This is a genomic window from Microbacterium saccharophilum (assembly GCF_007992455.1).
GTDB classification, from domain to species: Bacteria; Actinomycetota; Actinomycetes; order Actinomycetales; family Microbacteriaceae; genus Microbacterium; species Microbacterium saccharophilum.
The window spans coordinates 1-22,119 of sequence record NZ_BKAH01000013.1 but is presented as its reverse complement, the minus strand read 5'-3'; the positions used below and the strand labels follow the sequence as shown (position 1 = coordinate 22,119).

The 22,119-nt window shown below is 70.3% G+C and carries 23 protein-coding genes and 1 tRNA gene; 13 read left to right on the top strand and 11 right to left on the bottom strand.

Annotated features, from left to right (window positions below; genetic code table 11):
- Positions 1-4: 4 nt before the first annotated feature.
- From MSA03_RS11880 to MSA03_RS11870, 3 genes are all read right to left on the bottom strand, one after another.
- On the bottom strand, positions 5-373 hold the full coding sequence (locus MSA03_RS11880) for an RNA-binding S4 domain-containing protein (protein ID WP_174799884.1): 369 nt from the start codon (positions 371-373) through the stop codon (positions 5-7).
- Positions 374-375: 2 nt separating this feature from the next.
- The gene (locus tag MSA03_RS11875) at positions 376-1,074 is read right to left on the bottom strand and encodes a lysoplasmalogenase (protein ID WP_231478590.1); all 699 of its coding nucleotides are present in this window, start codon (positions 1,072-1,074) and stop codon (positions 376-378) included.
- A 67-nt stretch (positions 1,075-1,141) separates the two neighbouring features.
- Positions 1,142-1,726: a GNAT family N-acetyltransferase gene (locus tag MSA03_RS11870; RefSeq protein WP_147051160.1), complete on the bottom strand. Its 585-nt coding sequence runs from the start codon at positions 1,724-1,726 to the stop codon at positions 1,142-1,144.
- A 113-nt stretch (positions 1,727-1,839) separates the two neighbouring features.
- Between MSA03_RS11870 and MSA03_RS11865 the strand changes: the two genes are divergently transcribed.
- Positions 1,840-1,913, top strand: a tRNA-Pro gene (locus MSA03_RS11865).
- A 175-nt stretch (positions 1,914-2,088) separates the two neighbouring features.
- Positions 2,089-2,316 carry a hypothetical protein gene (locus tag MSA03_RS11860; RefSeq protein ID WP_147051159.1) on the top strand — a complete coding sequence of 76 codons (228 nt, stop codon included), beginning with the start codon at positions 2,089-2,091 and terminating at the stop codon, positions 2,314-2,316.
- 20 nt (positions 2,317-2,336) lie between these two features.
- Here MSA03_RS11860 and MSA03_RS11855 read toward each other — a convergent pair whose 3' ends face one another.
- Entirely contained in the window at positions 2,337-2,804 is a 468-nt protein-coding gene (locus MSA03_RS11855; RefSeq protein WP_218028818.1) for a tetratricopeptide repeat protein, read from the bottom strand.
- A gap of 214 nt (positions 2,805-3,018) precedes the next feature.
- On the opposite strand from MSA03_RS11855, the gene MSA03_RS11850 reads away from it, so the two are divergent.
- The gene (locus tag MSA03_RS11850; RefSeq protein WP_147051158.1) at positions 3,019-3,291 is read left to right on the top strand and encodes a DUF1905 domain-containing protein; all 273 of its coding nucleotides are present in this window, start codon (positions 3,019-3,021) and stop codon (positions 3,289-3,291) included.
- A gap of 295 nt (positions 3,292-3,586) precedes the next feature.
- Here MSA03_RS11850 and MSA03_RS11845 read toward each other — a convergent pair whose 3' ends face one another.
- The 3 genes from MSA03_RS11845 to MSA03_RS11830 all read right to left on the bottom strand — a co-directional run bounded on the left by MSA03_RS11845 (position 3,587) and on the right by MSA03_RS11830 (position 5,074).
- Entirely contained in the window at positions 3,587-4,036 is a 450-nt protein-coding gene (locus tag MSA03_RS11845; protein WP_147051157.1) for a hypothetical protein, read from the bottom strand.
- Positions 4,037-4,063: 27 nt separating this feature from the next.
- Positions 4,064-4,267 (bottom strand): hypothetical protein, encoded by a 204-nt coding sequence (locus tag MSA03_RS11840; RefSeq protein ID WP_147051156.1) that lies wholly within the window; start codon positions 4,265-4,267, stop codon positions 4,064-4,066.
- Between the two features lie 408 nt (positions 4,268-4,675).
- The gene (locus tag MSA03_RS11830) at positions 4,676-5,074 is read right to left on the bottom strand and encodes a nuclear transport factor 2 family protein (protein ID WP_147051154.1); all 399 of its coding nucleotides are present in this window, start codon (positions 5,072-5,074) and stop codon (positions 4,676-4,678) included.
- Between the two features lie 114 nt (positions 5,075-5,188).
- Between MSA03_RS11830 and MSA03_RS11825 the strand changes: the two genes are divergently transcribed.
- Positions 5,189-5,863, top strand: a complete 675-nt coding sequence (locus MSA03_RS11825; RefSeq protein WP_147051153.1) for a phosphatase PAP2 family protein — start codon at positions 5,189-5,191, stop codon at positions 5,861-5,863.
- 44 nt (positions 5,864-5,907) lie between these two features.
- On the opposite strand, the gene MSA03_RS11820 is transcribed toward MSA03_RS11825, so the two are convergent.
- Positions 5,908-6,423, bottom strand: a complete 516-nt coding sequence (locus MSA03_RS11820) for a hypothetical protein (RefSeq protein ID WP_147051152.1) — start codon at positions 6,421-6,423, stop codon at positions 5,908-5,910.
- A 562-nt stretch (positions 6,424-6,985) separates the two neighbouring features.
- Between MSA03_RS11820 and MSA03_RS11815 the strand changes: the two genes are divergently transcribed.
- From MSA03_RS11815 to MSA03_RS11800, 4 genes are all read left to right on the top strand, one after another.
- Positions 6,986-9,136 (top strand): heavy metal translocating P-type ATPase, encoded by a 2,151-nt coding sequence (locus tag MSA03_RS11815; RefSeq protein WP_147051151.1) that lies wholly within the window; start codon positions 6,986-6,988, stop codon positions 9,134-9,136.
- On the top strand, positions 9,133-9,732 hold the full coding sequence (locus tag MSA03_RS11810) for a DUF305 domain-containing protein (RefSeq protein WP_147051150.1): 600 nt from the start codon (positions 9,133-9,135) through the stop codon (positions 9,730-9,732). The genes MSA03_RS11815 and MSA03_RS11810 overlap by 4 nt, the downstream gene beginning before the upstream one ends.
- Before the next feature lie 75 nt (positions 9,733-9,807).
- Positions 9,808-11,175, top strand: coding sequence for an HNH endonuclease signature motif containing protein (locus MSA03_RS11805; RefSeq protein ID WP_147051149.1), 1,368 nt, complete (start codon positions 9,808-9,810; stop codon positions 11,173-11,175).
- Between the two features lie 276 nt (positions 11,176-11,451).
- Positions 11,452-12,729 carry an MFS transporter gene (locus MSA03_RS11800; protein ID WP_147051148.1) on the top strand — a complete coding sequence of 426 codons (1,278 nt, stop codon included), beginning with the start codon at positions 11,452-11,454 and terminating at the stop codon, positions 12,727-12,729.
- A 178-nt stretch (positions 12,730-12,907) separates the two neighbouring features.
- On the opposite strand, the gene MSA03_RS11795 is transcribed toward MSA03_RS11800, so the two are convergent.
- On the bottom strand, positions 12,908-13,570 hold the full coding sequence (locus MSA03_RS11795; protein WP_147051147.1) for a DNA alkylation repair protein: 663 nt from the start codon (positions 13,568-13,570) through the stop codon (positions 12,908-12,910).
- Positions 13,571-13,606: 36 nt separating this feature from the next.
- A complete protein-coding gene (locus tag MSA03_RS11790; protein WP_147051146.1) occupies positions 13,607-14,596 on the bottom strand; it encodes a helix-turn-helix transcriptional regulator in 990 nt (329 codons plus the stop codon).
- Between the two features lie 62 nt (positions 14,597-14,658).
- On the opposite strand from MSA03_RS11790, the gene MSA03_RS11785 reads away from it, so the two are divergent.
- From MSA03_RS11785 to MSA03_RS11775, 3 genes are all read left to right on the top strand, one after another.
- On the top strand, positions 14,659-15,717 hold the full coding sequence (locus tag MSA03_RS11785) for an ABC transporter ATP-binding protein (protein ID WP_174799882.1): 1,059 nt from the start codon (positions 14,659-14,661) through the stop codon (positions 15,715-15,717).
- On the top strand, positions 15,714-16,496 hold the full coding sequence (locus tag MSA03_RS11780) for an ABC transporter permease (protein ID WP_147051145.1): 783 nt from the start codon (positions 15,714-15,716) through the stop codon (positions 16,494-16,496). Before MSA03_RS11785 ends, MSA03_RS11780 begins: the two co-directional genes overlap by 4 nt.
- Positions 16,497-16,737: 241 nt before the next feature.
- Complete coding sequence (locus MSA03_RS11775) at positions 16,738-17,763, top strand: FUSC family protein (protein ID WP_147051144.1); 1,026 nt, start codon at positions 16,738-16,740, stop codon at positions 17,761-17,763.
- 257 nt (positions 17,764-18,020) lie between these two features.
- Here MSA03_RS11775 and MSA03_RS11770 read toward each other — a convergent pair whose 3' ends face one another.
- Positions 18,021-18,638, bottom strand: coding sequence for an MFS transporter (locus tag MSA03_RS11770; RefSeq protein WP_170245500.1), 618 nt, complete (start codon positions 18,636-18,638; stop codon positions 18,021-18,023).
- A gap of 1 nt (position 18,639) precedes the next feature.
- Between MSA03_RS11770 and MSA03_RS11765 the strand changes: the two genes are divergently transcribed.
- The gene (locus tag MSA03_RS11765; protein ID WP_170245498.1) at positions 18,640-19,014 is read left to right on the top strand and encodes a hypothetical protein; all 375 of its coding nucleotides are present in this window, start codon (positions 18,640-18,642) and stop codon (positions 19,012-19,014) included.
- A gap of 190 nt (positions 19,015-19,204) precedes the next feature.
- Positions 19,205-21,928, top strand: a complete 2,724-nt coding sequence (gene adhE / locus MSA03_RS11760; protein WP_147051141.1) for a bifunctional acetaldehyde-CoA/alcohol dehydrogenase — start codon at positions 19,205-19,207, stop codon at positions 21,926-21,928.
- Positions 21,929-22,119: the final 191 nt, after the last annotated feature.

Here is a 22,119-nt window from a genome sequence, read left to right as displayed (position 1 = left end):
TGCGTCAGTCGCGGCCCTGCAGCCGGTCGATCTCGCGCCGCTCCCGCTTCGTCGGGCGCCCGGCGCCGCGGTCGCGCACGGCGAGCATCGCGGTGGGCTCGCGGACGGGCGTGCGGTCGTCGGCGGCCATGGCCGCAAGCGGCGCCCCGACGCGCTTGGTCAGCAGCTGCCGGACGATGAGGATGCGGTCGAACCCGGCGATGCGGATCCGCAGCTCATCGCCGATCCGCACCGGCTGCGCGGCCTTCGCCTTCTCGCCGTTGACCCGCACGTGTCCGGCACGGCATGCCGTCGTCGCCGCCGAGCGCGTCTTGTAGACGCGGACGGCCCACAGCCAGGAATCGACGCGCACAGTGGGGGACACGGCATCCATCATCACCGATGACGCAGGAGCCGCACGATTCCGAGCGCGAGCAGGCCCTGCCCGATCGTGTACGTGATCATGATCCACGGGCCGGCTAGCATCTCGGAGAAACCGCCGTCGAGGAACAGGCGCACTGCGAGGATCGAGTCCGACGCGAGGAAGAACGCGCCGCCGACCGCGGTGAGGGCGCTGCCGCGGGTGGATGCTGCGGCGGTGCCGCCGAGGACGAGCCCGTACACGGCGACGGGGATGGCGAGGGCGCCGAGGCTCGGCCATAGGAGCAGCATCATGCCGATCCACCACGCCGCGTAGACGAGCGACCACGGCGCGAACGGGCGCCGAGCGACGGGGCGCAGGAACAGCCAGATGTAGAGGACGTGCGCGATGCCGAAGCACAGCAGCATGGCCGGGAGCTCGTCGGCCAGGAACGGGAAGAAGAACGCCGCGCCGTCGCCGAGCCAGGAGAACGCGATGGCGGCGAGCAGCAGGGTGGCGGGTGTGGAGCGAAGGGAGCCGCGCAGCGCCCAGATGACGGCGAGGGCGAGGGCGGGCATGAGGAGGAGCTTCGTCGGGTACGAGATCGGTTCGAGGTCGAACGTCAGCGCGGCGACGTGCACGAGGGAGATGAGGGCGTACAGGCCGAAGCCCCACCATCGCGTGTCGCGGATGCGGGCGGGCGCGGGTGATGCGGCGGCGTGGGTCTGCGACACGGTGCTCCTTCGTACCGGTTCCGGCCGCCTCGGGTGGCGGCTGCGCTCCATCGTAGGGCGTGGCGGGTCAGGGCTCCGCGAGCGACAGCGACACGATCGGCCGGTTCGGCTTCGGGCGCGCGACTTCGGTGAATCCGGCGGCGAGGAACGTGGAGAGCGACCCGTGGTAGAGCTCGTTCGTCGTCGCGCTCTTCACGGCGGTGTCGAGCGGGTAACCCTCGACGAGGAGCGCCCCGTGCGCGCGGGCGTGGTCGACGGCGGCGTCCAGGAGCGCCTTGCTGAGCCCCTGCCCGCGGTGCTCGCGGCGCACGACGAAGCAGCTGACGGCCCAGGCGGTCTCGTCGTCCATCGGGGTGGGGGAGGCACGGAAGTCGCGGGTGCGGGCGAGTCGGGGCTGCGCCGGGCGCGGAGCGACCTTGACCCAGCCCGCGGCGGCGCCGTCGAGGTACCCGATGAGCCCAGGCGGCAGGGGCTGATCGGTCTGCGCGCGCAGCATCTCGTGCCGCTCCTCGCGTGATGTCGCGTCGAACTGCGACGCCGACAGCATCCACCACTGGCACCAGCACGACCCGCCGTCACCGCCACCGGTCATCGCCTGCTCGACGTCGGCGAACCGGTCGGGGGTCGCTGGAAGGATCGTGATCTCGGCCATTCCCCGACGCTAGCGACGGGCCCCGACACGCGAAAGGCGCTCACCGTGTCTCGGTTCGCGGGGGCGTGGACGAGCGGGTAGGATGGGGGAGTTGTCCGCGCGCGGACGACGTCCGGGATGTGGCGCAGCTTGGTAGCGCACTTGACTGGGGGTCAAGGGGTCGCAGGTTCAAATCCTGTCATCCCGACGGACAGACAAGAGGCTCGGAATCACGCGGAGATCGCGAGGTTCCGGGCCTCTGTTGATTCTGGGCGTCTGTTGGTTCCGGGTGTCGTGCCGACGGGGAGCGACCCATCCTGGCGCGCGGGCTATATGAGACGGACCGGGTTCCGGCCGGCCCGATGAGGTGCCATGGTGGCCGCATGGAGATCATCGAGTGGTGGGCGAAGCTGGACTCCGACACCAAAGCGTGGCTGATCGCGCACAATGGTGAAGCGGTGTCGCCGGAGGTGGTCAGCAGGATCGCGTCGGCCGGCGGATCTGTGACCTCGAACGCGTGGTGGGTCGGCGAGTCCGGACCCAACGGCTTCTTTCTCTCCGACGAAGCAGTCGACAGGATTGAGACCGCCGCGAACGACGAACCCGGCTGATTCGCGCGGCGGAGGACCGTTCATTGACTACTCGGCGACGCACGGCGTGGCACCGCGGAAGGACTTATCGACTGGCGCCCGCCGGTCGACTCGTCGTCCGGCGCGAGTTCCGCTGCGTAGTCAGTTGCGGCGCGGCGGTACATCGGAAGGTGTGGCGCCAGGGACGTCAATGCGACGCGAAGCGCATCATTCGGTCGACCGGCGCTGTGCAGCGCAAGCGCAAGGAAGACGGCTGGTGCGTCACCCAGCTCTGGGGCGTCGAGGTGTTCGAGAAGCTCGATCGCCTGGTCGTGCTGGCCCAGGTTTCGCAGAGTGCTCGCGAGTTGGAGAGTGATCTGATGTTCGTGCTCGGCGTCGAGGCCAGCGGCTAGGGCAAGGCGGTAGGGTTCGACGGCCTCGGCCCCACGGTCGAGTGCGTCGTGCACGCCGCCCCACTCCGCCAGTGCCAGCCCATCTCCCTGGGGTCGCTCGCCGATGAGCGTTCGCATGCCAGTCAACATCCGCTCAGGATCGCTGTCGTCAAAGGAGTCCCAGAATGCCGCAACACGGGACTGCCAATCAGTGCGACTACTCACCCCGCAACCCTAGCCGCCCCGATTCGGCAAGGTCAGCGACCGGTTCTCGGGTGGCGCAGCGAAGCTTGTCGCGGTAGCGCGCAGACTCATATCAACACTGGCGTCGTCCGCACGTAGGCTGGCGCGCATGAGTGCAGAGGATCTGACGTTCACCGCCACGATTGGTGTCGAGGTCAAGGGCGAGACCTGGAGCTGTGTCGAGATTCCCGGTTCGGCGGACCGGTTCGGCACCGGCAAGACCGTCCGGGTTGACGCGCGGGTCGACGATGTCGTCCTCACGAACGTCAGTGCCATGCCCACCGGCACTGGCGGCCACATGGTGTCGCTCAACGCCAAGGTTCGCGCTCAGCTTGCAAAGGACATCGGTGACGAGGTCGAGGTTACCGTTACCAAGAGGTGACCGCAGCGGTGAGTGCGTTGAACCCCGCTCGCTGCCGCCGACCGACGCGCGGACGCACAAGCCGCCCACGCAAAGAAGAAGCCCCGACTGTTACCACACAGCCGGGGCGAGACGAATGAGAAGTCCGCCTATCCCGAACAGCGTACCGCCCCCACCTGGGAGGCGGCTCGGCATCGGCCGACCGGGTATGACTGCTCCACTCGGCGGGACGCCAAGCCGGTTGAGATCGCTGTGGCTTCGGCGACACCCACTGACTGACGTGGGAGTCCCTGCGGGCAGCCAGCCGGTAGAGGAACTAATGGGCCCGACGACGTTTCTCCCCGCGCGGCACCCATTTCCACCACATGACGTGGTGGTCGCCCTGTTCGACGTTGAAAACCCCCCCGCAGACGGTGCACTCGCACACGTAGCTCATCGACCAGCCTGGTTCGCTGGCGGAGATGATCCGAATGTGACCGCGGTCCTGCTCCTTCGCGGGCTCGTATTGATCCATGCCTGGATAGCTCGCGCACCAGCACTCGCGGCCCCGGTAGCTCTCGAGCTTCGCGATCGCGTGGTCGACGTTGCCCGCATTGGATCGCAGCATCCCGCCCATATCGAGGCCTTCAGTCGCAGTGCGAATCTGCGCGATGTGGGGGAGGAGCGCATCCAATTGCGCTTCGTCGCGACTGCGGATGATCTCCCACGTGGCGTGGAGCACACGCGATGTGTCGCGGGAGAGGAAGTCCTCGAGGAGGGTCGGCACGGCATCAGGCTAGCGAGCGCCATTGGGTCACGCGGCACGCAGCACGCCCATCGCGGCGACGACCACCCACGCCAGGTAAGCGAGGAGGCAGAACCTGTCCGGCCACCCGATTCGGATCTGCGGCGAGCCGCCCTGCCCGCGGGCGGGAGCGGCGGCACGCACGAACCACACCAGGCCGGCGAACGCAACGACGGATGCTGTCGCCGGCAGCCAACCGAGCGACGGCGCCACCCCGATCCCCGCGATCAGTGCGGCAGGCGGAAAACCGGCGAGCGGCGGTCCTGGGAATCACACTTACGGCTCTCGCGGTGCCGGCCCCGGCGATCGCGGCGGACCCGATCGTGCTCCCGGCGGGTCTGGCCTGCGATTTCGAGGTGAGCCTGCAAGCAGTGACGGAGGCGAACACGGTGACCCGGGAACGGGTCGACAGAGACGGCAACTCCGTGGTGAGGCTGGCCGGCAAAGGCTCGACCTATGTGGTGACCAACACCGAGACCGGCGCATCGGTGACCCTTCCAGGCAGAGGGTTCACGCGGCGCCCGGCACGAACTCCCCGTTCGATCCAGCGGCCGAGTCAGGAACATACATTGCCGTGACGCCGAGCGGCTTGCCCGCCGTCGGTGAGATGGACGACGTAGTTCACAATCCGGGGTTGTCGACCGGCACCGTCGACAACCAAGGTCTGCGCCACTCCGGGACTTCCCATCCCTCGGCGACATAGACGCGCTCGCGCGCGATCTTCTCCCCGCGGAACTCGAGAATGCTCACACCGAACATCGGCGCCCCGCCGTCGTAGCTCGCGGTCAGCTCGACCACGGCCACGTTGTCTCGGACGGTGACACGAAGGACCTCAAAGGCGACGCGGGCGGGGTACTGGCTCCGCCACGACGTGAACACCTCACGCCCGTCGTATCGCTCACCAGACTGTGGGAACTCCAGGACAGCATCCTCGTGATACAGCTCCTCAGCGTGCTCCACGTCCCCGCCCGGTGTGCCGAACATCACACGGAGCTTGCCGAGAACGGTGCGGTCCGCCATGACGGCACCCTACGCCGACGAGCGACTCAGCTCGACTGGCCCCCTGGCCTGCGGCGGTGTGAGGATCGACGCGGGACTCGGTCCGCGCCTCCACAGCGCCACTAGGCTACGGGCATGCGGTTGCTTCGAGCCGTCGTCCTGCCGGGGCTCGGCGCGATCGCCCTGCTCGCCGCGGCGGGCTGGGCGGTGCGGCTCCTCGGCGGCGACGACCCCCGTGAGGACCGGACCGTGCGGGCATTCCAGAACGCGTTCGGCCACCGATCGGATGAACACGCAGGCGCGACCGATTCCGCGGAGCCGACCAGGCCGCGCGAGGTGATCGACCGGGTCACCGAGCCGCTCTCGTGGTACTCCGGCGTGCCGCAGACCATCGCGAACGGGGCGGTCTGGTGCGGTGTCACGTGGCTGTTGGCGCGCGACCGGCGCTCCGCGATCGCCCCTGCCGCGGTGCTCGCCCTCGAGACCGCGTGCTTCGTCGCATCCGCGGCGCTGGTGGGCCGGCCACGGCCCGAGGGCGTGTGGCGCCCGGAGCCGCCGCACGCGACGTCGTCCTTCCCGTCGGGGCACACCGCGGCAGCCTTTGCGCTGCACGGCACGCTTGCCGACCTGCTCGAGCGCCACGGTGCCCGTCGCGCGCGGCTGCTCGGACCCCTCCTTCGGTACGGGGTTCCCTCGGCAATCGCGTTCTCGCGGGTGTACCGCGGTCAGCACCACATCTCGGACACGGTCGCGGGCGCCGCGCTGGGACGGTGGAGCGCTGCCGTGGTGCGGGCAGAGCTTCTGCCGTAGACGGCGGGTGCGCCTGCGGCGAAGGTTCCCCAGGTACCGAGCCGCTATCCGCTTTCGTCCCCTGCGGTGGCGATCGTGTCGGGGAGGGTGTCGCCGCTGTCGTCGACCACCCGGCGGAACTCCTGCCCGTCCCGGACGTAGAGGCCCGCGACGGATCCTGTGATGAAGAACTGAGTCGCCTGCGACCCGGACAACCCCGTCGGAGTCAGGAACAGCAGGTACTGCTCCTGAGCCTCGAGGAACGGCGGGGCGTCCTGCCGGACCTCGACGGTCGCGCCCACCGGGGCGGGGTCCACGTCCTCGGCGAGGTTCGCGCCGAGCTGCGGGTTCGCCGGTGCGTTCGTCACCTCGACGGAGGAGACGGTCGTCCCGTCCTGCATGGACTGCGCCATCACGGTACCGATGACGATGGAGGAGCTGTCCGCGGCGAGTTCGTCGATGCTCTCGTACAGGCTGTGCCGACTGCCCGAACTGGACTGCGAGCATCCGGAAAGGACGCCGACGGCGGCGATGCAGACGGCGACGGCAAGGGCCCGCATCCGCCGTGATGGGCTTCTCATCGCACCTCGCCTCACTGTTCCGGACGGGCGTTTCCGCCGAGGCTACCGGCATGGCACGCGAGGCGATAGGCCGGTGGGTCGGGCTCCCTCCCGAGGACCGCACGGCGGGAGAGTGGAGCCACACGCTTTTCTGCCGGTTGACGCCCGGTCAGCAGCAGAGCATTCTCTGAGGCGCGCCTTGAGGACGGCGACACCATCGTGTTCGCGGCGGCAGAAGGCCGTGGCTCGGCGAGGCGTTCGCCCGGTACTACTCGCACGGTGACGAAGACCTGCTCAGCGGCTACTCCCGGGTCGCCCTGCAACGCGCGTGGCAGCGCATCGACTTCTCGATCGAGATGACCGAACTGCTGCACGTCATGCCGGATGCCGACCCCGTGTGCCGCGACCGGCTCGCATCTGCTCGTCTTCGAAGACTGGTCGGTTCTCGGGCGGCACAGCAGTCGCTGATGGAGGGATACGTGGGCCTCTTCGGCTAGGAACCGGTGCGGTCAGGGGGGTTGTGCGAATACCCCAGGGGGGTATCGTGCGAAGGGCAGCGCCTGCACGTCGCGAAGGAGGCTCGATGAGCCAGGACGATCGCCACGACCACATGCCGAGTCACGGGCACGCGGGGACCGCCGAGCACGACCACGCGGCGATGCGACACGCCCCGGCGGCCGACCACGCCGAGCACGACCCGGCCGGTCACGCGGGTCACGCGGGGCACGGCGACCACGCCGGTCACGGCGACCACGTCGCGACGTTCCGGCGCCTGTTCTGGATCATGCTGATCCTCGCCGTGCCGGTCGTGGGTTTCTCGACGATGTTCGCCATGGTCCTCGGCTATCCGCTGCCGGATGCGGCGTGGGTCGGATGGATCTCACCCGTGCTGGGAACGGTGATGTACGTCTGGGGCGGCGCGCCGTTCCTCACGGGCGCCGTCGCCGAGCTCAAGGCCCGCACGCCCGGCATGATGCTGCTGATCGGCATGGCGATCACCGTCGCGTTCCTCGCGTCGTGGGGCGCGAGTCTCGGTCTCGTCGACCACGGGCTCGACTTCTGGTGGGAGCTGGCGCTGCTGATCGTCATCATGCTGCTCGGCCACTGGATCGAGATGCGCTCGCTCGCCCAGACCACGTCCGCGCTGGATTCGCTCGCCGCCCTGCTGCCGGACGAGGCCGAACGAGTGGAGGGGGATGCGACCGTCACGGTCGCGCCGTCGGACCTGCGGGTCGGTGACCTCGTCGTCGTGCGTCCGGGCGGGCGGGTCCCCGCGGATGGCCGGATCGTGCAGGGTTCGGCGAGCATGGACGAATCGATGATCACCGGTGAATCCCGCCCGGTGCGGCGCGGCGACGGCGACCCCGTCGTGGCCGGCACGGTCGCCACCGATTCCGGAGTGCGTGTCGAGATCACCGCGGTCGGCGACGACACCGCGCTCGCCGGCATCCAGAAGCTCGTCACCGACGCGCAGAACTCCTCCTCACGGGCGCAGCGCATCGCCGACCGCGCCGCGGCCTGGCTGTTCTGGTTCGCGCTCGGTTCCGCCGTGATCACCGCCGCGGTGTGGACGATCGTGGGGTTGCCGGATGACGCGGTGGTCCGCACCATCACGGTCCTGGTCATCGCCTGCCCGCACGCGCTCGGCTTGGCGATCCCGCTCGTCGTGTCGATCGCGACCGAGCGCGCCGCGCGCGGCGGGGTGCTGGTGAAGGACCGGCTCGCGCTGGAGAGCATGCGCACGGTCGACACCATCCTGTTCGACAAGACCGGGACGCTCACGCGAGGCGCCCCCGCCGTCACGGCCGTCGAGCCCGCCGGCGAGGCGATCGGAGCCGATGAGCTGCTGGCGCTCGCCGCGGCGGCCGAGGCCGATTCGGAGCATCCCCTCGCCCGCGCGATCGTGAACGCCGCGACGGAGAAGCGGCTCGCCGTGCCCGCCGCGACGGACTTCGCGTCGTCGCCGGCGGTGGGAGTCCGGGCGCGAGTCGCCGGGCGGACGGTGCAGGTCGGGGGACCGTACCTGCTCGAGCAGGAGGGCGTCGTCGAGCTGCCCATCGCCGACGCATGGCGGGAGGAGGGGGCGATCATCCTGCACGTTCTGCGGGATGGGGCGGTGGCCGGCGCGCTGCGACTGGCCGACGAGATCCGCCCCGAGTCCCGCGCCGCCGTCCGCGCGCTGCAGGAGCGCGGCGTGCAGGTGGTCATGATCACCGGGGATGCCGAAGCCGTCGCCGCGGCCGTCGCCCGGGACGTGGGGATCGACCGGTACTTCGCCGGTGTCCGGCCGGAGCACAAGGCATCCACCGTGAAAGAGCTGCAGGGCGAGGGTCGCATGGTCGCGATGGTCGGCGACGGCGTGAACGATGCCCCCGCGCTCGCTCAGGCCGACGTCGGCATCGCGATCGGCGCGGGCACCGACGTCGCCATCGCATCCGCTGGAGTGATCCTCGCGAGCGACGATCCCCGCTCCGTCGTGTCGGTGATCGAGCTGTCGCGTGCGAGCTACCGGAAGATGAAGCAGAACCTCTGGTGGGCGGCCGGCTACAACCTGATCTCGGTCCCGCTGGCGGCCGGTGTGCTCGCCCCGATCGGCTTCGTCCTGCCGATGTCGATCGGTGCGCTTCTGATGTCGCTGTCCACCGTCGTCGTCGCGCTCAACGCGCAGCTGCTGCGCCGTCTGGACCTGAGCCCGGACACCGTCACGGGGCATGACCGGGGAGGCACCGGATGAAGAGCCGAGCTGCGGCGATCGCCGCGATCACCCTGACCGCTGTCCTCGCCCTCGCCGGGTGCACGTACATCACCGGGGGCCGCGGGTCGGACGACATGCCGGGGATGGGACCGTCATCCGGGTCGGTCGCCGAGGACGTGAACACGGCGGACCTGCGGTTCACGATGATGATGATCCCGCACCATGAGCAAGCCGTGGAGATGGCCGATCTCGTCATCGCGGCGGACGGGATCGACCCCCGTGTCGTCCGCCTCGCCGATCAGATCAAAGCCGACCAGAGCGCCGAGATCGAGCTGATGGAGTCCTGGCTCGGCGGGTGGGATCTGCCGATCGGCGACATGGGCGACATGGGCGACATGGGCCACGGAGGCATGATGTCGGACACGGACATGCGCGCCCTCGAGGACGCGACCGGGGTCGAAGCATCCCGGCTGTTCCTCGAGGAGATGATCGATCACCACCGGGGCGGCATCGAGATGGCGGAGGACGAGGTCGACGACGGGCGCAACCGCGACGTGGTGGCCGTCGCGGAGCGGATCATCGTGTCGCAGACCGCGGAGATCGCCACCATGGAGGACATCCTCGCGAGCCTCTGACCGGGCGCTCCTCGGCGCCCGTGGGGGAGTCGCGCCGGGCGCCGCAATGTCGGAGGCCCTCACCACAATGGAGGCATGACCAGCACAGCCGAGGCCCTCGGATCGGACGCAGATCTCGCTGCGCTCGCCGACCTCGTCTACGAGGTCGCAGGCGTCGAGCGTCGGCTGTCCCTGGTCCAGATCGCGCAGCTGCGCCTGCTCGCCCGCGCCGGTCGCCTGGCCGAGAAGCAGGCCGCCGGGGCGCCCGCCCGGGTGCAGGCCCATGAGATGGCGGTCCGCTCCATCGCGGCGGAACTGGGCGGCGCGATGCGCGTCGCCGACCGCACGGTGCAGCGCCGGATCGATGAGGCGCGCACGATCGTCGAGGACTACCCGGCCGCGCTCGGCGCGTGGGAGCAGGGAGCCATCACGCGGGCGCATGTGATGGTCATCGTGGATGCCGGGGTGGTGCTCCCCGCGGAGGTGCGACCGGCGTTCGAAGCCGTCGCGATCGAACGTTGCCGGAAGGACACGCCGAACCGCGTGCGCGCGGAGCTGGAGATCCTCGCGCAGCGCATGCATCCGCGGTCGTTCAGCGAGCGGCACGAAGCGGCCGCCGCTCAGCGCTGCGTGCGGCTGATGCCCGGTCAGAACGGCATGTCGGATCTGATCGCGACCCTCCCCACCGTGATCGCCGAAGGCATCCACGACCGGCTCACCCGGCAAGCGCGGGCGATCATCGACACGCGCGACGAGCGTGCCGGCGCGGACGGGCCCGCCGATGGTCAGGATGCCGTGCCGTCGGCGGACGACCGACTCGAGGTCATCAGCACCGACGCACGGACCACCGACCAGGTGCGCGCCGACGTTTTCGCCGACCTGCTCCTCGCGGGGACTCCGGCGCTCGACGACACGCACGACACCACCGCGGGTCCGCTGGGTGCGATCCGCGCTCGGGTGCAGGTCGTGGTCCCCGCGGTCGCGATCGGCGGGGCGGATGAGCCGTGCGACCTCGTCGGCCGGTCCCCGATCGATGCCGGCACCGCACGGCGGCTCGCCGGTGACGCCCCCACGTGGGAGCGGCTCGTGACCGACCCCGTGAGGGGAACGGTGCTCGCCGTCGACAGCTACCGCGTGCCGATGCCGATGAGGCGATACCTGCAGGCCCGTGACCAGCACTGCCGTTTCCCGGGATGCCGGCTGGCGGCCATCCGCTGCGAGATCGACCACACGCGCGACGCCGCGAAGGGCGGAAAGACCGAGACGCGAAATCTGGGGTGCCTGTGTCAGCGGCATCACTCGATGAAGCAGTTCACCGCCTGGAGGGTCCGACAACTGGGGGGTGGGGTCCTCGAGTGGACGTCACCCCTCGGCATCATCTACCGCGAAGACGCACCGACACCGGCCGTCGCCTTCTCCCTCGCCGAGCACGTCCCTCCGGGCGCGGAAGACGCACCCTTCTGATCCGCATTCCGCTGCGCACGACCGGCCGGGCGGCGCCGCGGCAGAGCCCTATCCTGTCCGTCATATCGCTGTTCGTCGGCACCATCCTCTTCGGACTCATCCGGCGCAACGCCACGAACAGGAGAACCTGACCCGGCGGCACCGCCGGCCGGTGAGAGCCGCGGGGTACCCTCGAATCCATGCGTCTCGAGCCCCACCCCGCCTTCGCTACGACGCCGTCCGATGCCGAGTAGCGGAGCGGGGGCGGCGGAGGGCGAGGACGGCGAACAGAGGCGCATGTCGCGGCGCTCGCTCGGCGAGCTCATCGCGCCCCGCCGGCTCGGCGGCGACTTCCGCTGGCTTCTCGCGTCCTCCTGGACCAGCAACATCGGCGACGGCATCGCCCTGTCGGCCGCTCCGCTCCTCATCGCCTCGCTCACCTCGTCGCCGCTGCTGGTCGCGGCCGGCGCGATGATGCAGTTCCTGCCGTGGCTCCTGTTCGGGCTGCTCGCCGGGTCCATCGCCGATCACCACGACCGGCGCAGGCTCGTCATGCTGGCCAACGCGTCGCGGGCGGTGATCGTGCTCGGCCTCGTCGTCTTCCTCGCGACGGGCCAGGTCACGGTGTGGATCGTGCTCGTCACGTCGTTCCTCTACGGCACCGCCGAGGTGTTCGCCGACACCGCGGGCAGCACGCTGCTGCCGATGATGGTGCGCCCCGCCGACCTCGGGATCGGCAACGCGCGACTGCAGGCCGGGTTCCTCGTCGGCAACCAGCTCGCCGGCCCGCCGCTCGGCGCCTTCCTCTTCGCCCTCGGTTCGTTCTGGCCGTTCCTGGTCCAGATCCTGTGCGTGAGCCTCGCCGTCATCCTCATCTCCCGGATCGCGCGGACGCAGATCCCTGCCCCGGATGTCGCTGCCGACGCCGCTCCCGCGGGGACAGGCCACCGCATCCGGGAGGGTCTGCGCTGGCTGCGCGGCAACGCGCCCGTCCGGACGCTCGTGGTCATCATCCTGGTGTTCAACGTCACGTGGGCGGCGCCGTGGGGCATCCTCGTGCTCTACGCCACGGAGCACCTGGGCATGGGCGCCGTCGGGTTCGGGGCGCTGACGACGGCATCGGCGGTCGGCGGACTGATCGGCACGGGATGCTTCGGCTGGCTCGAGCGGCACGTGTCGTTCGCGACGCTCATGCGCGTGTGCCTTTCGCTCGAGGTGCTCATGCACCTCTCCTTCGCGCTCACGACCTCCGGTGTCGTCGCCTTCGTCATCATGTTCGGGTTCGGCGCCTACGCGTTCGTGTGGGGCACGATATCGACGACCGTGCGACAGCGCCTGGTGCCCCTCCCGCTGCAGGGCCGCATCGCCTCCGTCAACATGGTCGGGGTGTTCGGCGGCCTCGTCATCGGGCAGTTCCTCGGCGGGCTCATCGCGCAGGCGTGGGGCCTCACGGCGCCGTGGTGGTTCGCGTTCGCCGGATCGGCCATCACGCTCGTGCTGGTCTGGCGTTCGATCTCGCACATCGCCGCCGCCCCGCCGGTTCTCGACGCGAAGGACTCCCCGCCGGAGGAGTGACCGGGCGCGTCGGTCACCGCCGCGCGGGCTCATTGCCGGGCTGCGCGGCGCAATGCGCAGGATCGGCCGTTACCCGTGGGGCCGGTGGCCCACACCCGCCACAGCAGTCACGCCCGGTCCTGCGGTTTGATCGACAGGCGTACGCGCCCCGAGCCGGCGGGCGAGGTCCGCGACCCCGCTAACGCCCCTGCCGGCCGACCATCTCGCCGATCCACGCCGGCGCGAAGGGTGACGTGCAGTTCGGCGGGGTCGGGTAGTCCTTGAGCACCTCGAGGCGCTCGCCGATGTCGAGCGCCCGCGGCCGGAGGCCCGGGTGATGGATGCCGATCATCGCGAGCGTCGTGTTCATCTCCCATTGCCGGCGGTCGGGCGCGTCCTTCATCTCCGCCTCGATGGTGTCGAGCACCGCCGGCAGGTCGAGCAGCTGGGGCTTCTTCGTGACCGTGTGCGCCGTCAGCGCCCAGCCGGCGCCGGACACGGTGGCATCCTCATCGTCGATCCATCGGCGCCGCAGTTCCTCGACATGCGGGCCGGGCTTGACGATGTAGTTGACGAGCCAGTCCACGACCTTGGGTGCGCGCGCCTCGCGCAGCATGGCATCCAGCTCGTCGGGCGTGAAGTGGCGCGGCTTCGTGATGAGCAGCGCGACGAGTCGCAGCGGCGTCTCACCGGTCGCCCACAGGTCGCGCGAGAAGTCGGGATCGGTGCCGAGCCGCTTCGCGACCGCCCGCAGTTTCGTGAGATTCACGCCGTGATCGTCGCCGTGCCGCTCGTTGACCTCCCGCATCCGGGGATCCTCGAGTGCCGCCAGCTCCGCCCGCACCTCGTCGACCGTCGCCATGACTCCTCCTCGTCCGCTGAACCCAGGGTAGGCCGGTCATCGCTCCCGTGGCACCGGGGGAGGCGCGTCGAGGGCGCGCAGCATCCGCTCGAGCGCCTCGCGCAACTCACCGCGGGCCGGCTCGGCGAGGTCGAGTGCGTATTCGACGCCCGCGGGAATCCAGGTGAGGCCGTACATCGTCTCGCGGAAGTCCGAACCGCCGACGGGCCAGCGCGTGTGCGATTCGTCCTCCGGCTCGGCGCCCTGCCCCCATTGGCCGAAGTACGCGCGCATCTCGTCGATCGGCAGCTCCATGACGGCATCCGCCTCGACGGCCTGCCGCACCCAGCTCCGCGCGACGAGCACGAACTCCTCGATCTCCTCGGCGGTCAGCGGCTTCGGTGCGAACAGCACCCTCGTGTGCTCGACATCCGCGAGCCGGTCCACCCGGAAGGTCCGCCAATGGACCTTGTCGAGATCCCAGCACAGGAGGTACCAGTGCCGGTCGGCGGGAGCGAGGGCGTGCGGCTCGACGCGGCGGCGCGTCACCTCGCCGGCGGCCGACGTGTAGGTGAAGCGCACCCGCTCGTGGTCGCGGCACGCGAGCGCCAGCTCGCCGAGCACCTCGCCGGAGACCGCCGCGCCGGCGTTCAGGCCCGCCGGCTGCAGGGCCTCGGCCAGCGCGGTCACCCGTCGGCGCAGCGGCGCGGGTAGGACCTGCTCGAGCTTCGCGAGCGCCGTCAGTGTCGTCTCCGGCCCCGACACGAGTCGCTGGGATGCCGCGACCCGCAGCCCGATCGCCATTGCGACGGCCTCGTCGTCGGTGAGGAGGAGCGGCGGGAGGGCGCTGCCGGCCTCCAGTCGGTAGCCGCCCGCGGCACCGGGGGAGGATTCGATGCGATACCCGAGCTCGCGCAGGCGCTCGACGTCGCGCCGCACCGTCCGCTCGGTGACGCCCAGCCGATCGGCGAGCTCGGAACCGGGCCAGTGCCGGTGCGTCTGCAGGAGATTCAGCAGCGAGAGGGCACGCGACGTGGTGTCGGACATGTGGACCATCTTCCTCGACGATCAGGACAGGATCTGTCCGCATACGATCCTACGCTCGCGGCATGACGAACGAACCGATCATCGAGGCGCAGGGACTCACCAAGCGCTTCACCGTCAAGAAGAAGACCGTCGAGGCCGTCACCGACCTCACGTTCACCGTCACGCGCGGTGAACTCGTCGCCTTCCTGGGGCCCAACGGCGCCGGCAAGTCGACGAGCCTCCGGATGCTGACCACCCTCCTCCCGCCGACGGCCGGCACGGCGCGCGTCGTGGGTCACGACATCCTCCGCAGTCCGGCCGCCGTGCGGGCGCGCATCGGGTACGTCGGGCAGCTCACGAGCGGCAGCTTCTCGCAGCGCGTCCGCGACGAGCTGCTCAGCCAGGGTGCGTTCTACGGGATGCCGACCCCCGCCGCCCGCACCCGCGCGGACGAGCTCATCGAATCGCTCGACCTCGCCTCGTTCGCGACGCGCACGGTGCAGCAGCTCTCCGGCGGGCAGAAGCGACGCCTCGACATCGCCCTCGGGCTCATGCACGCGCCGCCGCTGCTGTTCCTCGACGAACCGTCGACGGGCCTCGACCCGCAGAGCCGGGCGAACCTGTGGGAGCACATCCTGCGCCTGCGCGCCGAGCACGGCACGACGGTGTTCCTCACGACGCACTACCTCGAGGAAGCCGACCGGTACGCCGAGCGCGTCATGGTGATGGACCGCGGTCGCGTCATCGCCGATGACACCGCGACGCGGCTGAAGGCGGAGCTCGCGGGCGACGTCGTGACCCTCGGCTTCGGCTCCGACGGCGACGCCGAGCGGGCCATCGACATCGTGCGGCGCCTCGCCGAACGGGACGTCGCGCGGGAGGGCGCCTCCGTCACGATGACCGCCCCCGACGGCGACCGGCTGCTGCCCGCGGCGGTGCGCGCGCTGGATGCCGAGGGGCTCCGCGTCGAGCGGGCCACCGGTGTCCCGCCCACCCTCGACGACGTCTTCCTCGCGCTCACCGGTCGCACCCTGCGTGAGGCCGGCGAAGGGGAGCCGGCCGAAGAAGAGACGGATGCCACAGCATCCGAAGCATCCGACGAGCCGGCCGCGTCGGCGCACCAGACAGGAGCAGTCCGATGACCACGACAACCTCGACCCCGGTGCGGGAGAACGCCGCCCGGGACACCTGGAACGTCCTGACACGCGAGCTCAAGCCCGTCATGCGCGACCCCTTCACGCTGATCTTCAGCCTGCTGCAGCCCCTCGTCTTCCTCGGGCTCTTCGCACCCCTGCTCATCGGGCAGTCCGGCGCGCCGGCGGGGGAGACACTGCAATGGTTCGTCCCGGGCGTCCTCGTCATGATCGTGCTCTTCGGCACCGGGGCCGTCGGATCCAACCTGCAGTACGAGATGATGACCGGCTCGCACGAGCGGACCCTCGTCGCGCCGCTCGCCCGCTCATCGCTCCTCGTCGGCCGGGCGCTCAAGGAGGTAGCGCCCATCATGGTGCAGGGCCTCATCATCGTCCTCATCGCGTGGCCGTTCGGCTTCACGATCCACGTCGGCGGCCTCGTGATAGGCCTGCTGCTCCTCGCCGTGTTCGGCGTCGGGCTCGGCTCGCTCTCGTACTCGCTCGCGCTCGCCACGAAGGACCGCGAGTGGCTGTTCTGGGGCGTGCAGCAGACGCTGATCTTCCCGCTGCTGATCCTCTCCGGGATGCTGCTGCCGCTCGACGCCGGACCGGCGTGGATGCGGGCGGTCGCGACCGTCAACCCGATCAACTGGGTCGTGCAGGCCGAGCGCGCCCTGTTCGCCGGCGACCTCGGCAGCTCCGTCGTGCTGTGGGGCTGGGTCGCGGCGCTCGCGCTCGCCGCCGTGGGCCTCGCCGTCGGCATCCGGTCGATGCGCCGCAGCAGCTGACGCGGATGCGGGTCGGTTGTGGTCGCCTCGGAGGCATCGAGGCGACCACAACAGCCCCCTTGCCCCTCGTGGCGACCTCGAGCGCGTATTCGCCGCGTCGAGCGCGTATTCGCGCCGTGTCGAGAGCACGGGAATCGGTGTCACTTCGCGCCGCGCGGCGGCGGCCGAGGCGACGCCTACTGACACCAATCCGCGGCGCACGCGGCCCGGGAGGCACTGGCGCCACGCCTACGATCGAGGGATGGGTGCGGCGCGCGGGTTCTGGTCGGGGTTCGTCGCCCTGGCGCCGCACCGCGGCGACCACCGCGTCGCGATCCGGGCGGCGATCTCCCTGGCCGTGCCGCTGCTGGTCCTCTGGGCGATCGGACGCCTCGACCTCAGCATCTACGCGAGCTTCGGCGCGTTCGCCTCGCTCTACGGCCGGCACGACGGATACGCCGACCGCATCCGGATGCAGGCCGCCGCCGGCGGGATGCTCATCGTCGTCATGCTCATCGGCACGGCAGCGGCCGTTCTCGAGGCGTCGACCGGGATCCGCGTCATGGTCGTCGCGTTCATCGCGACGGTCGTGACGCTCCTCGCGGCGGCGTGGCGATGGCATCCGCCCGGTGCTCTCTTCGCGGTCTTCGCCACCGGCGCCTGCGCAAGCCTGCCGGCCGATCCGCGCTCCTTCCTCGACGTGCTCGTCGTCGGCGGAGCGTCGGCCGCCTTCAGCGTCGCTCTCACCGCCGCGATCGCGTATTCGCGCCGCCGAGGACGGCTGGGACCCGTCGAGCGGCGGCGGACGCCGTCATCCTGGGATGCCGTCGCGCAGGCCGTGACCGTCGGGATCGGCGCCCTGCTGGCCGGGCTCGCGGGTCTCGCCCTGATCGGCGACCACTGGTATTGGGCCATGGTGGGCGCGGTCGCCGCGCTCGGCGGCGCGCGGCTCACGGCGCGGGTCATCCGCGGGCTGCAGCGACTCGCCGGCACCCTGCTCGGCGTGCTCATCGCGGCCGGGCTTCTCGCTCTCGACCTGCCGCCGCTCGCGACCATCGGCGTGGCCGTCCTGTGCCAGGTGGGCGCCGAGCTGTACGTGGGCCGCAATTACGGCATCGCGATGCTCTTCGTGACGCCGCTCGCGCTGCTCATGATCCAGCTCGTGGCCCCTGCCGATCCGGGGATGCTTCTCGCCGACCGCGCACTCGACACGCTCATCGGGGTCGCGATCGGCACGGCCGTGGCCGTGGCCTCGGCCGCGCTGCGCCGCCGCGCTGACCCGGGCTGACCAGGGGTGGTGTGCGCGGCGCCCTCCTGCCGCCCGGGGTGCCCATGGGTTTTGGGGTCAGTTCGCGCCGACTGGGGCGCATCGCGCCGACCTCGAGCGACCACAAACCCCGGGCTCCCTGGCTGCCCCGCGCATTGGCGTCAGTTCGCGCCGCAACAGGGCCCCCGAAGCGACCTCGACTGACCCCAAACCCCCGCCCGCAACGCAGAACGCCGCGGCCGGACCGAAGTCCGACCGCGGCGCGACAACCCCGAGGCTCAGCGGTGCTGAACCGGCGTCCGGCGCACGAAGAGCGCGGCCACGACGGCGACCGAGGCGATGATCGCCCCGACGACGAACGCGTGCTGCGTGCCCACGACCTCGGCGATTCCCGTCGCGACCTCGTCGCCGGCCGCTGCCGCGGCGCCGATTGTCAGGGCGGCGACGAGCGCGGCGGTTCCGGCGGCGCCAGCGAGCTGCTGCAGCGTGTTCATGATCGCGCTGCCGTGCGCATACAGGCGCGGGTTCAGCGCGCTCAGCGAGAGCGTCATGAGCGGCGTCATGATGAGCGCCATGCCGGCGCAGAACACGAGGTGCATCGCGATGACCACGCCGAGCGGGGTGGCATCCCCGAGCGTCGTCAGCGCCCACTGGCCGGCGGCCAGGAGCACCGCACCGGGGATGACGAGCGGCAGCGGGCCGATCTTGTCGTACACGCGCCCGATGACGGGGGAGAGCACGCCCTGGATGACGCCACCGGGCAGCAGCACGAGCCCCGTGGCCAGCGCGCTGATGCCGAGGCCCTTCTGCAGGTAGATCGGCAGCACCGTGACCGTGCCGAGCATCGTGCCGAAGGCGATCATGACGATGAAGACGCTGAGGCGGAAGTTCCGCACGGTGAACGGACGCAGGTCGAGCAGGGCCGCGTCGCGGGTCGCCTTCGCCGACGCGCTCGACTCCGCGATCCAGGATGCCGGCGACCCCGACCGGCACGAGCACCGGCGCATCGCGCAGTTGCTCGCGCGTGAGCCCGAGCTGGAGACGTACGTCGGCGCGCAGGATGCCGAGATCTCGGCCGCCGTCCGCGCCCGGATCGGGGAGGCGCGGCCGGACGTCGATGGCCTCGATGCGCAGGTCGTCGGCGCGGTCGTTGCCGCGCTCTGGCGCGTGACCTGGGACCGCTGGGGAGCGGAGGCGCTCGCCGAGCGTGCCGTCGAACCCGTCGACGTCTTCCGCGACGCGCGCGCCGCGTTCTCCCGCACCCTCGGCTGACGGCATCCCGCCCCTCCCCGCCCTCCCGCCCCTCCCCGCCCTCCTCGAGGCGCGATTTCGCGCACCCACTTGTGTGGTCAGACCACAAGGTGCATACTGGAGTCACGAGAGGGTCTGAGGCTGAGACTCGAACCCCTGGCAAAGCAACGGTGCGGGTGAAGGCACCCGTGCCGGGAGGAGAAGAGGAATCATGTCCACCTCGATCAATGCTCTGGTCGACAAGGCCCAGCAGGCCCTCGCGGAGTACGCATCGTTCACGCAGGAGCAGGTCGACCACATCGTCCGCAAGGCGTCGGTCGCCGCGCTCCACCACCACGGCGACCTCGCCGTCATGGCCGTCGAAGAGACCGGCCGCGGCCTCTTCGAAGACAAGGCCGTGAAGAACATGTTCGCGTGCGAGCACGTGACGCACTCGATCATCAAGCAGCGCACCGTCGGTGTCATCTCGCACGACGAGATCAGCGGCATCACCGAGATCGCCGACCCGGTCGGCGTCATCTGCGCGCTCACCCCCGTGACGAACCCCACGTCGACCGCGATCTTCAAGGCGCTCATCGCGCTGAAGACCCGCAACCCGATCATCTTCGGCTTCCACCCGTCCGCGCAGAAGTGCTCGTCCGAAGCCGCCCGCATCGTGCGGGACGCGGCCGTCGCCGCCGGCGCCCCGGAGCACTGCGTGCAGTGGATCGAGGAGCCCTCCATGGAGGCGTCCGGCGAGCTGATGAACCACCCCGACGTCGCGCTCATCCTCGCCACGGGCGGCAACGCCATGGTTCGCGCCGCGTACTCGTGCGGCAAGCCCGCCCTCGGCGTCGGCGCGGGCAACGTCCCCGCGTTCATCGAGCGCACCGCGAAGGTCGGCCGCGCCGTCAACGACATCGTGCTGTCGAAGTCCTTCGACATGGGCATGGTGTGCGCGTCCGAGCAGGCCGTCATCCTCGACGAGCCGATCGCGGAGGAGGCCCTCGCCGAGTTCGCCCGGCTGCACGCCTACCGCGTCACGGCCGATGAGAAGCGGATGCTGGAGGAGTTCATCTTCGGTGTCAGCGCCGACAGCGCCAACTGCGCCGAGGCGAAGCTCAACGCGAAGGTCGTCGGACAGTCGCCCGTCTGGATCGCCGAGCAGGCCGGCTTCACCGTCCCGGAGGACACCTCGATCCTCCTCGCCGACGTCTCCGGCGTCGGTGCGCACGAGCCGCTGACGCGCGAGAAGCTCGCCCCCGTCCTCGCCGTGCTCCGCGCCGCGACGCCCGATGAGGGCATCGAGCTGTCCAAGCAGATGGTCGACTTCGACGGTCTCGGACACTCCGGCGCCATCCACTCCAACGACCAGGCGGTCATCGCGAAGTTCGCGGCGGTCGTCAAGGCCGTCCGCATCATCGAGAACAGCCCCTCGGCGCTCGGCGGCATCGGCGACATCTACAACGCGTTCATGCCCTCGCTCACGCTCGGCTGCGGTTCGTACGGTCACAACTCGGTCTCCAACAACGTCTCGGCGGTGAACCTCTTGAACGTCAAGCGCGTCGGACGGCGCAACAACAACCTGCAGTGGTTCAAGGTGCCGGCGAAGACGTACTTCGAGCCGAACGCCATCCGCTACCTGATCGACATGAAGGGCGTCGAGCGCGTCACGATCGTGACGGATGCCACGATGACCAACCTCGGCTACGTCGACAAGATCATCGACGTGCTCAACCGCCGCCCCGGCCGCGTGCACCTGCAGATCATCGACACGGTGCTCCCCGAGCCGACCGTCTCGAGCGTCCAGGCCGGCGCCGCCGAGATGCGCTCCTTCCAGCCCGACACGATCGTCGCCCTCGGCGGCGGGTCGCCGATGGATGCCGCGAAGGTCATGTGGCTGCTGTACGAGAACCCGGAGACGCAGTTCTCCGACATGCGGGAGAAGTTCTTCGACGTGCGCAAGCGCGCGTTCAAGTTCCCCGAGCTCGGCAAGCTCGCCAAGCTCGTCTGCATCCCGACCACGTCGGGCACGGGCTCCGAGATGACGCCGTTCGCGGTGATCACCGACGACGTGACGGGCATGAAGTACCCGCTCGCCGACTACGCCCTGACCCCGTCGGTCGCGATCATCGACCCCGTGCTCACCTCGGCGCTGCCCGGGTTCCTCGTCGCCGACGCCGGCTTCGACGCCCTCACGCACGCCACCGAGGCGTACGTGTCGGTCTACGCGAACGACTACACCGACGGCCTGTGCCTGCACGCCATCAAGCTGATCTTCGAGAACATCGAGCGCAGCGCGAAGGCGAAGCCGAACAGCACGGATGCCGCCGACATCCGGGCCCGCGAGAAGATGCACAACGCCGCGTCGATCTCGGGCATGGCCTTCGGCAACGCGTTCCTCGGGATCGTGCACGCCATGGCCCACGTCACGGGATCGAAGTTCCACCTCGTGCACGGCCGGACCAACGCGATCTACCTGCCGCACGTCATCCGGTACAACGGCCGCATCCCCACGAAGCTCACCAGCTGGCCGAAGTACGAGCGCTACGTCGCCCCGGAGCGTTTCCAGGAGATCGCCGCACACCTGGGCCTGCCGGCATCCACCCCGGAGGAGGGCGTCGAAAGCTACGCCCGCGCCGTGGAGGAGCTGCGCGACAAGGTCGGCATCGAGCGGTCGTTCCAGCAGCAGGGCGTCGACGAGGCGAGCTTCATCGGTCGCCTCGACGAGGTCGCCATGGCCGCCTACGAGGACCAGTGCGCACCCGCCAACCCGCGGATGCCGATGCTCGCCGACATGCGCACTCTCATGGAGGCCGCGTACTACGGCACGTCGTTCGACGAGGTCCGCGCCCAGCGCAAGACGACGCACACGGAGGCCGAAGCCGTCACTGGCACGATCGCCGTGGTGAAGGCCGCGGTGAAGCCCGCCAAGCGCGACACGCAGCGCGCGTAGTCAAGGCGCCAGAAGGGCCGGGGGAGCATCCCCGGCCCTTCTGCGTGCGCGCGCGGGCGGCGGCTCCAGCCTCCGCTACGCTCCGAGGAGCGCATGACAGCACCCCACCCGCACAGGAGATCCCGACGACGATGAAGGCATTCCGACGGGTTCTGCATGCGACAACCTTGCGCGGGGCGATCGAAGGGATC